We start from the raw sequence: 12,821 nt of genomic DNA on the forward strand, positions 1-12,821 counted from the left end.
TGGAAATTATGTTAAAATTTCATTAAAATTAGTATTTTGGTCAAGTAACAATTAACACTAAAACTATTAACATGAAAAGAATTGTAATGAGCCTTGCACTAGTTGCTGCTCTTGGATTATCATTAAACTCTTGTAGAGAGACAAAAGAAAAAGCTGAAGACGCTGTTGAAAATGCAACAGATGCAGCTGAGGATGCAGCAGATTCTGCAACAGATGCCGTTGACGAAGCTAAAGATATGGCAAGTGATGCCGTTGACGAAGCGACTGATGCAGCTAAGGATGCAATGGACAGCGCTAAAGATGCTGCTACTGATGCAGTAGATGCTGTTAAAGAAGGTGCTGAAGACATGGCTAACGATGCCAAAGATGCAGCAAGTGATGCGATGGATAAAGCTAAAAAGGCTGGTAATGACGCATTAGATAAAGCCCAAAAAGCTGGTAATGATGCAGTTGATAAAGCCAAAGGTACTATTGGTAACTAATTTATCTATAAAACTGAATTAAGAAAGCCTGATCAAATGATTAGGCTTTTTTTGTAGATTCGCTCAATTTAAGTTCACTCGGAACGATTATCGTTTGGCGTTCGTGCTCGTCGTTGTTTAAATTCTCTATCAAGAGCTTTATGGCCATCTCTCCTATTTCAAAGGCTTTTTGATGGATTATTGAAATCTTAGGGCTAGAAACAATTTGGGTATTTTCATAACCAAAACCAATTACAGAAATATCATCCGGTATTTTTCGTCCTAGTTTTCGCGCCATATTGAGCGCGACTATACCAGTAATGTGATCATTTGAAATTATAGCATCAATAGATTTATTCTTCTTCAAATAATTAAATAAGGCTTTTTCAACATTTTCAACATTGTCTAATTTTAACACATCAGCCTTAAGATTGTGTTCCTCAAGTGCCTTTTGATATCCTTTAATTCTCAACTTGCCAACACTCAACTCTTCTATATTGCTTATAAGCAAAATACTATTCCTGTTTTCTTTCTCTATGAGGTATTTGGTAGCCTCGTAAACCGATTTAAAATCATCAACAATTACCTTGTCACAATCAATTTGTCTAACCACTCTATCGAACATTAACACGGGTATTTTTCTATTTATAACGGCATCTATATGGTCCCATCGTTGTTTAACCTGGGTTTCTCTAGCTACCGCAATGATAAAACCATCAACACTACCGTTAGACAAAAGTTCCATACTTCTTGCTTCTTTAGAACAGGTCTCTTCGGACAAACAAACTATTATATCATAATTATTTTGTGAAGCTGCAGTCTCCGCACCATGCAAAACCTCCGCAAAAAAAGGATTAATAACCGTTGGTAGTATAACACCAATGGTTTTAGTTTTATTGGTTTTTAATTGCTGTGCAATTCTATTTGGCTTATAGTTAAGTTTTTCAGCCAACTCTTGAACCCTAATTTTCGTCTGTTCGCTTATTTCGTGACTATCGTTTAGAGCCTTAGAAACTGTAGATACAGAAATATTAAGAAGCTTCGCTAATTCCTTAAGTGTTGTCATATCTCAATAAATTGAATAAAAAAGGGCGTATTAAACATACACCCTTTTATTGATTATTTGCTATTCTTCAATCTAGTTTTTAACTAACTTGATTGTTTTACTACCATTTACTGTTGAAAGCTTAGCCAAATAAATTCCGCTTTTTAAGCTAGATGCATTGATAGTGACTTCTGTTGAATTCGGGTTTAAAACCATCACTTCCTTACCCAATAAGTCATAAATTCTAACTGAGGTAAGATTTTGATTATTTGAAGATGTAATATTCCAATTATCTTTAGATGGATTAGGGAATATTCTTAACTCCAAGTTAGCTGTAGCATCGTTAACACTCAACACCTCATCGTTATTTACCATAGATACATTGTCAATAAAGAAATTAGCTTGAGAACCTGGAGCTCCACCTGTTGCAGCATTAAACTGCAATGATATACCACCACTAACATCTGGCCCTACATTAGTAGTAAATTCAAAGGTGGTCCACACATCAGGATCAGCATTTGGAAAGACTGGTCCACCTCCCAAAAGTTCTGAAGCTGAAGTACCACCTCCAGAAAGTTCTGAAAATAACTCCGCAAAAAATACACCTCCTGCTGGGCCACTTCCTCGTAAATCAAATTTTATGGTTACCTCATCACCTGGATTAACAATACCTATTCCACGATTCGCACTTTTGATAGTACTTGCTGATGGCGCATTTGTATTATTTATGTTCGCTGCGAATGATCCTTCTGATGGATTTGTACCAACTACTGTCTGTTGGCCTGGTGAACTTTCTGCTTGTGTCCATCCCGTAAAGTCGCCTGTTTCAAAACTACCATTTTCAATTAATTCTGTGCCTGGAACTTGTATCGTGAAGTTGACAGTATAAGTTTCAGTAACACTACTATCTTCAGATGTAACATCAAATGTAGCAGCACCTGGAACGCCTGAAGCTTGCGTAATAGTTCCTACAACAGCGTTTGGATTATTTGTTACCACAGATGTAATTTGCGGAACTGGTGTAGCAGAAGCCAAACCAATATCATAGGTTGTTGTAGATGGCCCAAACCCATCTATGGTCACTCCATCGATTTGTAAATCAGATAATGATACATCCTGTGCTGGATTACCACATATTGCATCAAACGGAACTGTAGCGTTAGGTACTGTGTCTCCTAATTGCCAAGTAGCAGGACCTGTTCCAGTCTTACGCCACTGAATAAACTCAAACACCACATCTGTTGGTGGCGCTCCTGCCCATGTTAATGTTAAACTTACACCTCCAGTAATCGGTACAGGAGAGCCTATTGTTGCACCCGAAGGTGGTGTTCCTGCAATTCCTAAAAAGTTTGGTTCTCCACCAAGACCACCAGGATTGGTAGCTGTTAGCGTTATACTATCAGCACCTGTATTTTCAATAGTTAAATTTATAACTGAATCTGCATTACCACCAAAATGGGTTACTTCTGTATCACAAAATGCTGATTGTGGCGGCGTTCCACCTCCAGTATCGGGACAAACGCCAAATTCATCCATCTTATCTTCACCTGCCGCATGTATTCTGTTTGCGAATGAACTATTATCTGTATTAATAGTCACTCCATCATTGGTACAAGAAAGTAAGTCTTCATTCGTGTCGGCTGCAGCCGTACCAGCATCATCGTTTAAAATCCATTTGTATTCAAAACTAGCAGTAGGTCTAACAATAGCAGTATATGTTCCATCACCATTATCTACAGCTCCGGGACCACCAAATTCACTAAATCCATTTACATCATATAAGATGTAGTAATTCTCGCCTGGACCAGGTGCAGAAGCAGTCAAAGTCAACTCTGTGTAGACAACTCCAGGTTGTCTCCATGAATTAAAATAGGTTGTTGGCACATCAGCACCACCAATGGTAACACGTCTGTTACAGAAACTGAAGAAATTAGTGTTAAAATCAAAATCTACAGCCAAGTCATTTTCAATAGCTTGGCCTACAACTGTCGGAATTAAATCCTCCTGCAATGTATTGGTGTCTGTAAAAGTAACTAACCAAACATACTCGTTCTGCACATCGCCTGAACCACTCATGTCAAAGGACCATACACCCCCACCGTCATCAGTCGCTTGATAAACATTAAATGCTCCGCCAAAATTGGCAACCAATTGGACGTTTTGCACGTTAGTTAATTCGGTGACATCGACACTAACGGTCTGTCCCCAAATAAATCCTGTTAGCAACAGAAATACCAAAGTAATTTTTTTCATAATCGTTATTTATTTGTTGTTATTAATTAGTAATTCGCAAATTCCATCGTTACAATTTGCTATATCCGTAAATTTAAATATTAAAATTCAATTTTCTCTTAATTATACCTTAACAATAGACATACAACTAATTTCATCGCCTTAGATTCGATATTACGCCTTTTTTCAGAGCAAACTGAACAAATTCTACATTTCTAAATGTTAAACCAATTTACAATGTATGGGTAATGTTGTGTTCTTGAAGGCAATCTTATATGTCTTTTAAAATTTTAAATTTTCGTTTTTGTCCCAAAGGCCCCAATAGGCACCGACATCGCCTTCATCTCCTGTTTTCCAGGATTCATCAAAGGATGAAAAATAGAAAATAGGAATATCATTTTCTTTAGTCCAATTAACAGCATCAATAAAATACTTCATAAAGGCTGTTTGACTTGCTATTGCACCGTTATAGCCACCACCTTCACTAGGCCAACCTGTTTCGGTAATAATAATTGGCTTACCTTGTGCAGCATCTACAACCTGACCGTACATGGCTTGCATATGTCCAAGTGCATACTCAATTGGACATCCTTCCCAAAATGGATATAAGTTGGCTAAAAGTATGTCTGTTTGTTCCACTATTTCTGGATGGCGTGAAAACTCATAGTAGGCATCGACATAACCAACAGGTATATCCAAGCCCTTCAACGCCTCTCTTACCCTTCTAATATAATCTAACAACTCTTCCTTGGTTAAATCATTACGGTATAATACTTCGTTCCCTACAGCCGCCACATCTACATGACCCGCTCTTGCAAGTGCTATTAGCCCTTCTATTTCTTTCTCATTATCATCTTTATCATCACTTAACCAAGCTCCAACCAATGTCTTTAAACCGTGTTTCTTTGCGGCCACAGGAACATGCTCATTTCCCTCTATACAAGAAAAAGAGCGTATGGCCGTGACATATGGCTTTAAAATATTTATTCGTCGCTCTACTTGCTCAAAGCTTATATGGTCTCCTGGTTCTTGCCCATCTTCATACATACTAAAACAAATACCATGAAACCCACTATTTAACGTTTTTAACCAAAGGCTCTTCAATTCTTCAAGCGATAAACCAGATATATCTATACCTTGTGTCGCTTTTTGGCTGTAGCCTTTATACTTGTAATAACCTTCTCTTCTATAACCCATTAATTACTATATTTTGTTTTTATAATTCTCCTCGTCGTTCTATTAGTTCTGATTTTATTTCTCGCGCTCTATCTTCAGTTAAACTGTACTTCCACATCACCAGAACAGCTAATCCAGCGGTCAATGATGGTACAATTATATCTGCAATCCTCAAGTTATTCATTGTTTCTAAAGATTGTTCCGTGACATTTGGATCAAATCCAACAACACTTAGGATTACACCACCTAGAACTAATGCTATGGACTGTCCTATTTTTACCATTAACCAATAAATTGCACCAAATGTTCCTTCTTTTCTCGGCATTCCATTTTCTAATTCATCCAAATCACAGACATCTGCCGTCATAGACATCATGAGTGTAAATAATCCGCCCATACCAAAGGCAAACAAAGGAATTGGGACAAAGATTAGCCAAGGAATTTCAGTGCCTGGATCTATGCTAAACCATGACATTCCGATACTGTCTAATGTAGGATTAATAGATTCAAAAATTGAACCCACGCCAGAATTCAGACTTTTCGCTAGGCCTGTCTGGGAAAACTCAGCATTTAATTCTTTATCAAATCCCCACCATTTGAGGATATATCCAATAATTGACAACACTGTTGATATTATAAATGCATTCTTTTTACCCCATTTATTTGCCATTTTTGAAATAATCGGTATTACTATAAAGGCAGTAATCATAGCGTTTATGGTGTTAAACCATGCGGGCCAGGTCCCAGCTGTTTCGTAGCTACCATTATACATATAGAATACGATTATAAAAACACCAAATGCCGCAACTAGTTGAAAGCCATTAAAAACAAGAAATGTTGCACCACAAAGCTTCATAAATGGTCTGTTTTTTGAAACCTGTACAATTCCCTTTAACAAATCCTTCATGTTTGAAGCAAGTGATTTAAAATTGATTTCCTTACGATTTTCCATATGAGAGGAATCTATTCCCTTACAAAATAATGCAGGTAAAATCCCAAAAACAACACACATTATACCAACAATAAGCGCCATAGTTCGGACACCCTCCGTTTGGGTATTAAATGTTTCAGAATCTGGAATAATAACATATAACCATGGTACAATCATCCAAGCTATTTGACCCATAGTATTTGAAAATGCCATTAATCTGGTACGCTCATTATAATCCGAAGTCATTTCATATCCCAAGCCCACTAGTGGCGTTGCAAACATGGTATTACCAATTAAAAAGAGTAACTGAAGCACCATTACATGCCAAATAATATAGGTTTGAGATGCATTATCATCTAACTGCCACATTAAAAAGAAGAGAAGACCGCTAATTATAGCACCCACAAATATGTATGGTCTTCGTCTTCCCCATTTGGATTTTGTGTTATCTGAAATGAAGCCCATAATAGGGTCTGTAACACTATCAAATATTCTTGGTAAACCCCCTAGAAGTCCAGCCCAAAGTGGGTCCACACCCCAAGCTGTGAGTAAGAAGAACTGTATAAATACACCTAAAGTACCAGGTAGAATATTTAAAATAAAGTGTCCTGCACCGAATGCCGCTTTCTGTCCTACAGGTACTTTATCCTTCGCCGAAGTCTTGTATTGTGACATATGTTAATATATTTAGTTAGTTAGTTTCTTTTATGCTTTCGCTGGAATTATTATTGTTTGAATGGCGTGCGCATTAATTGAAATTTGCCTTGTTTCCTCGCCGAGTTTTAGATCGAATGCTTTTGTCTCATTTCCTTCATTAAAAACAACCACTGCTACCGAACCATCCGGGTTTTTTGCTGCAGCAACCATTAAGGAATCATCCGTTTTATCAACACCAACAACTTCTGCTCCTGGTCGAATATATTTACTAAAATGAGCCATTGTATAATAAAGCGGCGTAAAGTAAATTTCATCTTTATCGGGATCTACAATCACCGGTGCTATACACCAATTTTCAAACCAATTTGGCCCTCCTTTGATATCTAAAACCATATTCCAATCTACCCAACCATCTACCCAATTGTTCAAGCATCCTATTATATCTCTTGCATAACGATTAACCGGAGCGTATTTTGGATGTAAATGCTTGTCTTCTTCTGGTGCCCAGGTAAAACCCCAATCTGTAGCTTCTTTTTTCCAGTACCAAGAATCATCCTTCCAAACAGGGACCTCTGCATCTACACAGGCTTCGGACTGAATAAGCAATTTATCTGGTGCCTTATTATGAGCATATTGTAGTTCTTCTGGAAACACGTGAAATGTACTTGCATACCAATGAATCGCTGTCCCATCAAAATATTTTGACGTTTCCTCATTTTTAAATTGAGAATCTACCCATTCCCTTAGATGTTCTCTATTTTGATCGTATCCCAAAATCTTAAGCGCTCCCTTTCCATCTTCATTTAATCTAGGGCCTAAATGATTTACAACAAAATCTGTCATTTCATCAGGCGTATAATGCATACTTTCCCAGTTATTGCCATTACCTAGCGGCTCGTTTTCGACGGTGAATCCCCAAATATCAATACCTTGTTCTTTGTACGCATCGACATATTTTGAGAAGAACAAAGCCCATGTTGGATAATATTCTGGCAATAACTTACCACCAACCCAATCCTTATTATCTTTCATCCACGGTGGTGCAGTCCAAGGTGAAGCAAATAGTTTAAATCCATCACTGGAAATTGCACTGGCTTCCTTAATCATAGGTATTAAATCGTCCAAATCTTCCTTAACCGAAAAGTCTTTTAATTCTTTATCTTCCTTTGGCGTGTAAGAGTATTGTCCTAATGAAAAGTCACAAGAATTCATATGTGTTCTACATAATGAATAATGTGCACCATCCTTACCAAAATACGCCTGCAAAATGGTATCTCGATTTTTCTTGCTGAGTTGATTTAAAAGATAAGCTGAAGACTCTGTAAAGGCACCTCCAAAACCGGTAATGGTTTGAAATTTTTTATTCGGGTTTATCGTTATTGTTGATACATAATCTAAGGAAGCGAACTCGTTTAAAAGTGTTAATTTATTTCCACTTTCAGACGTTTCGTAAACATCTGCATTAAGTTCTATTTTCTCTTCCTTACAACTCATAGCTACCACTAACAAACAAAAAAATCCAAATTTGAGTAATTTCATAGTTTATCGATTTGCCATAATTTCTTCTTCTAATGGTGGTACTAAAACATCCTTTAGGAGTTCTTTTTTATCGCCATTATACGTTTTAGTAATTTCATTACCATTTCTGGTTAATCCTTCAAAAATCCCTTTGTCCACCAAATCCCAAATTGGAAATTTTGCCTGACCCTCTATAGTAAATAAACCAAAATGATTTTCAGAACCTTTTGGGTTATGCGAGTCTTTCCATTGCTCGTTAAAAGCCTCAAAATAAAAGCACGAAATACCTGCTCTATTTGTCCATCGTCTCATTTGTTTATAATACAGCCCTTGCTTGTATTCGTCTGTTGCTCGAGATCCATTTGGGCCATAATATCCTGTCGAGGTCGTTGCCCATCCTGTTTCACCAATATGTACAGGTTTGTTCACCCCTAAACTTTTCATATAATTTGTAACACTGTCGTATTGCATTTGGGCGAACTTTATAGCCCGCTCCATTGCCATTTCAATTTTAGTAGTGTCGGGCATATTGGAATGTGCCGCTGGTACACCCCAAAATTCTGGGTTATAATGTGTATTATGATAAGGATAGGTATGCATTGATATGAAATCCACAGCCTCAATCAATTTGTTTAAATCTTCGACATGGTATTTTGAGTCTCCTCCTCCCCAAGACGAAAAATCATCGGAACTGGTTATCCATAAATCCTTTGGCAACTTCCCGTCTTTTTTGAGATTTTGTAGATGTGTTACCCATTTTAAAATCACATCTGGTTGTACGTAGTATGAGGTTGCCCATTTTACCATCGCTTCATTCCCAACTGCAATAACTTTAACAATATCTGGGTATTTGTTGGCTAAAGCTACCGCTCTTTTAATTTCTCCAGCATTGTTTGGACTTTCAACATCATGATTAGGCTCTTTATCCGTCCAAGCATTTAAACAATCAATCCATGCACCGAGCATGACATACATTTCAAAATTCTCATCTTCTGATTTTAATTCGGAAATTGCTTTTAAAACATTGGAGGCATGTGGTAGTTTAGGCTGGACGTTATAGGTCCTCAATACCTTTACACCCATGGCAGATAATATTTTTAAATCTTCCTTAAGTTCGGATAGTGTTGGCTGGCTATCTCGTGTCTTCTCGCGATAACCGCCATATGAAATTGCCAAATAATCCGGATTTCCTAAAATATCTTTTGCTGTCACTTCTTTCTTAATTTGGGTTAAAGGAGCTTGATCCTTTTTATTTTCATCATTACAAGACACCACGAAAATTAAAGATATAACACAAGCTATTATTTTATTGATTTTCATGATACTAAATTTATTTTAAATAGTCCGCTTTAATATGAACCGTAATCGCTTTTACATTACCTGAACGATTAAAAACCAATTGACTCGTTGTCTTATCCAAGCCCATTTGTTTATAGGTTTCTGATTTACCATCGTTAAAAGCAACCACAGTTTTGTATTCTTTTGCGATTTCATAAATTACTGGCACCTGACAATAGGTGAATACAAGTTGATCTTTATTTACTTGTATTGATGTTTCATTACCATTTGCATCAACGTAATTAAATGTTTGTGAAGTACTGAGGAATTCATCCTTTCTGAGCATACAAGGATTGAATACTAACAATCCGTCTCTAACAAAAGCTCCCAGCTCTCCAAAACGACTTAAAATATCTTCCTTAACCTGTCCTGTCATTCCTGGTTGTTGTGCTCCCTTTCCAGCTGGTGTGTGCGAATAGGGATCCGTTGGGAATGCACCATAAAGTTCTGGTGATTTATGTACACCTATACCCTCGTTAATTTCATAATAATGCTCCAATAATCTACCCACAACTTCGGCAGATTCGTTTTCTGAAATTGCCTTATGGCAACATTCCATAACCGCTAATTGAAGTTTTGAAACCATATGCCAATAGATAGACCCTAGACCTTCATATCCATAGAAGGTTCCTGACCGACCGGTAAATGCCTTATGATTAAATAGCTCCTCAAATATTTGAAGCACATTAGATTTATCTTTTTTTGCTAGTTCCTCATAAGCTGTTCCCTCTAAGCTATCTAATGCCTGTTCTAAATCGTTAGCGTTTTTAAAATTGCCATTAAAATGGAAATTTCCTTCTATGTCCTTATTCAGAATATGGCTATTACCTTCTTTTATTAAAGAACTAAGTAATATTGAACTATTAACCGCCTTGGAAGGAATAGTGTTTCTATCCATAAACCCTTTTAAGTTCTTATATGGATATAATACATAACTGTATTGGTCTGCTCTAAATAACTTGCTGTTTTTAAGACCATCTAAAACTGATAAATTCTCTTTGGAGCTTAGGTAACCAGCACTCAACACAGCAACTTGCCCTTCAAGCATCTCGTCTAGATAAGAGATTGAAATGCCATTATCGCCTTTAACGGTCATTATATTATAGGCGTGGTATAAATTATCCTTTCTTATATTGGCTTCGATTGCGTGTTCTAAATGTTTTAGTGAGGTTCTTATAAAAGCCTTTAAATCTTCTGAAGATAAGGTCATCTTTTTACCTGAAAAAGAATGTTTGTAGATGGCTTCCCTATAAGCACTACCAGCTATTCCTAAACTATCAAGAATGGCTTTTCTGTCCTTGTCGTTGATTGAATTAGAGAGTAAATTTTCATTTTTTTGCAACGTAACTTTTATCGCTTGGAAAAATTCTGCCAACTCCAAAGAAACCTGAATATTAGTTGTTTTAGTATTTTCAAATACACCTTCAAAGAACTTTAAGAATCGCCTCAAGTAGTATAAAGTTACCATAGAAACGCCATTACCCACCAAGGCATTATTGGCATCATTCCATTCTGGTCGCTGTGTATTCATCCAGATACCACCTTCTGGAATAAAATTTGAAAGCTTTGCTAAAGTTGTAGCAAGGATTTTTTCCATGAAATTAGCTCTTACTACCGAACCGTCGTTATGCTGTAAAAGAGCGCCATCTGCTCCTATTTTTTCTCTCTTTTCCCTAATTTCATGATCTGAATCGTCATCAAATACTATAGTGTCCTTTGGATTATTTAGTAGGTCCTGATATTCTTTAATCCTATAGGGTACATTAGCATAAACAAAAATATCTTGATTGAAGAAACTCTCTAATTTCCCAGGGTTATAATCTTCCATAAATTCTAAAAACTTAAGCAGATATATAATCTGATGATCTCCCCAATAGCCTATATAAGACCAAGGATCGTCCGGCTCAATAGTTTCCCAGTCAAATCCGCCTTTAGTAACTCTGTAAGGATTATAACCATCAAAAGTTGTAGCATTTAAGAATTTATGAATCATATTCTCAATAAACTCTGGAAACGAGCAGGCTAATGCTTCCCAATTCTGAAAAATATCACGCCAATTACCTTCGTAATCTAATATTTTTGAACCGTCTACTTCACTTCTTGTATTTATGGAAAATTTGTTCCAAGGTCTACTCGGATCACCATGGCGCCTACTAAATTTTAATGGCAAATACTCTAAACAAAGACGCTTAAAATCCTTATCTGAACTTTTATCAGCAACATTTTTTAGCTCAGTTAGTGTAAACTTTTCTGGCAATGTCTTCAGGGAATGTTTACATTCTTCAGCAACCTTATTATTGGCATTTGCTAGATACCTTTCAAGATCCCATTTTTCAATAGTATAACCGTCATCAAAAATACCGCCTCGCATGATATTAAAGAGGGTATTGGAAAAATGGCGTGTATCTCTATAATTATCAGAGGTAAGTTGTAATGCATCAGATGATGCATTCAGCTTAATAAGTTTAGTTGTTCCAAGCTCAATGTTTTCGTCGAGTTCGGCTCTTAATTTATTTGGGCTCTTAATTTTACTCGAAACACTAACTATATCTGATGTGTCTTGATTTACATTGGTAACAATAACCCATTCTCTTGTCGCTTGAGATGCTAATTGCATTTTTGTAGTAACAAAGTAAGCGCCTTTTTCTGCCTTAACATCGGTCTCTTGTTCAATACTACCAAAATTTCTGAATTTATCAAGCTGCAAAGACGACAGTAAATACTTAGGTTCATCAATACCCAAAGACCAGGCAATATTTGCTTTAAGTGCTTCACTTGGTTCTGCTTTATCTACAATAATAGCACTTAGGGCAAAAATGCCAATGCCAGTTTCCTCAACTAATTCGGTGCGCTTGTAGGCATCTACCAGGTTACTACTTGCATTTTGTAACGCACTGCTAACACCGTAGGGCAAAACATTTTGAATTCCATCCAGAATATTTACTTCAAGATCGGAATGCGAATTATTGATTAATGTAGATTTTTTCACAAAACCGTACATATTACTAGAACACCATTCGTATCTAAAGGTTAGTTCTAGATCGAGATTCTCTTCTTCAAAAACAATAGCGTTTCCGTATACACTTTTGTATAGGTTACAACGTGTGTTGTAATTATCTTGAAAACGAATAGAAAAGGGTTCCCAGATATATCTTTCGCCATTTTTAGTAACCTGAAAGATAGATTTTGCACCTGTTATCTCAGAGGATTCGGTAACTTTATCGTCAGAATAATATGGAAAAAGTGAATATTCTGCATTTTTACGCCCAGCGGTTAAACCACCATTACTAGAAATGAACATCCAGTGATTGGAATCACTCACTATGCTCATAAAAAAGGGGCGCATTTGACTGCTATTTGATATTTTGAAATAAGCCTTGTTGTTCAATTCTACAGGCTCTAATCGAACATCTCTACCTTGTGTGATAGTATTTTTCACAATAAAGTTAATTTATGTTATAAT

8 protein-coding genes are annotated in these 12,821 nt (G+C 36.6%); 1 reads left to right on the forward strand and 7 read right to left on the reverse strand.

Annotation, left to right across the window (positions count from 1 at the left end; genetic code table 11):
• The first annotated feature begins 71 nt into the window (after positions 1-71).
• Positions 72-482, forward strand: a complete 411-nt coding sequence (locus LBU54_RS12270) for a hypothetical protein (RefSeq protein ID WP_224530144.1) — start codon at positions 72-74, stop codon at positions 480-482.
• Between the two features lie 40 nt (positions 483-522).
• Here the strand turns inward: LBU54_RS12270 and LBU54_RS12275 are convergent, their stop codons facing one another.
• From LBU54_RS12275 to LBU54_RS12305, 7 genes are all read right to left on the reverse strand, one after another.
• Positions 523-1,527 (reverse strand): LacI family DNA-binding transcriptional regulator, encoded by a 1,005-nt coding sequence (locus LBU54_RS12275; protein ID WP_224530147.1) that lies wholly within the window; start codon positions 1,525-1,527, stop codon positions 523-525.
• A gap of 72 nt (positions 1,528-1,599) precedes the next feature.
• On the reverse strand, positions 1,600-3,759 hold the full coding sequence (locus LBU54_RS12280; protein ID WP_224530150.1) for a T9SS type A sorting domain-containing protein: 2,160 nt from the start codon (positions 3,757-3,759) through the stop codon (positions 1,600-1,602).
• Between the two features lie 261 nt (positions 3,760-4,020).
• Positions 4,021-4,935, reverse strand: coding sequence for a glycoside hydrolase family 17 protein (locus tag LBU54_RS12285; RefSeq protein WP_224530154.1), 915 nt, complete (start codon positions 4,933-4,935; stop codon positions 4,021-4,023).
• Positions 4,936-4,954: 19 nt separating this feature from the next.
• Positions 4,955-6,520, reverse strand: a complete 1,566-nt coding sequence (locus tag LBU54_RS12290; RefSeq protein WP_224530159.1) for an MFS transporter — start codon at positions 6,518-6,520, stop codon at positions 4,955-4,957.
• A 30-nt stretch (positions 6,521-6,550) separates the two neighbouring features.
• On the reverse strand, positions 6,551-8,041 hold the full coding sequence (locus LBU54_RS12295; RefSeq protein WP_224530161.1) for a glycoside hydrolase family 30 protein: 1,491 nt from the start codon (positions 8,039-8,041) through the stop codon (positions 6,551-6,553).
• A gap of 3 nt (positions 8,042-8,044) precedes the next feature.
• Positions 8,045-9,340, reverse strand: coding sequence for a glycosyl hydrolase family 17 protein (locus LBU54_RS12300; protein WP_224530166.1), 1,296 nt, complete (start codon positions 9,338-9,340; stop codon positions 8,045-8,047).
• A 10-nt stretch (positions 9,341-9,350) separates the two neighbouring features.
• On the reverse strand, positions 9,351-12,800 hold the full coding sequence (locus LBU54_RS12305) for a hypothetical protein (RefSeq protein WP_224530340.1): 3,450 nt from the start codon (positions 12,798-12,800) through the stop codon (positions 9,351-9,353).
• Positions 12,801-12,821 lie beyond the last annotated feature (21 nt).

The organism is Winogradskyella alexanderae (assembly GCF_020166335.1).
Taxonomy (GTDB): domain Bacteria; phylum Bacteroidota; class Bacteroidia; order Flavobacteriales; family Flavobacteriaceae; genus Winogradskyella; species Winogradskyella alexanderae.

Excerpts from the sequence above, each read along its gene's own strand:
- LBU54_RS12275 (WP_224530147.1), bottom strand. The coding sequence starts at position 1,527 with ATGACAACACTTAAGGAATTAGCGAAGCTTCTTAATATTTCTGTATCT.
- LBU54_RS12290 (WP_224530159.1), bottom strand. The coding sequence starts at position 6,520 with ATGTCACAATACAAGACTTCGGCGAAGGATAAAGTACCTGTAGGACAG.
- LBU54_RS12270 (WP_224530144.1), top strand. The coding sequence starts at position 72 with ATGAAAAGAATTGTAATGAGCCTTGCACTAGTTGCTGCTCTTGGATTA.
- LBU54_RS12295 (WP_224530161.1), bottom strand. The coding sequence starts at position 8,041 with ATGAAATTACTCAAATTTGGATTTTTTTGTTTGTTAGTGGTAGCTATG.
- LBU54_RS12285 (WP_224530154.1), bottom strand. The coding sequence starts at position 4,935 with ATGGGTTATAGAAGAGAAGGTTATTACAAGTATAAAGGCTACAGCCAA.
- LBU54_RS12300 (WP_224530166.1), bottom strand. The coding sequence starts at position 9,340 with ATGAAAATCAATAAAATAATAGCTTGTGTTATATCTTTAATTTTCGTG.
- LBU54_RS12280 (WP_224530150.1), bottom strand. The coding sequence starts at position 3,759 with ATGAAAAAAATTACTTTGGTATTTCTGTTGCTAACAGGATTTATTTGG.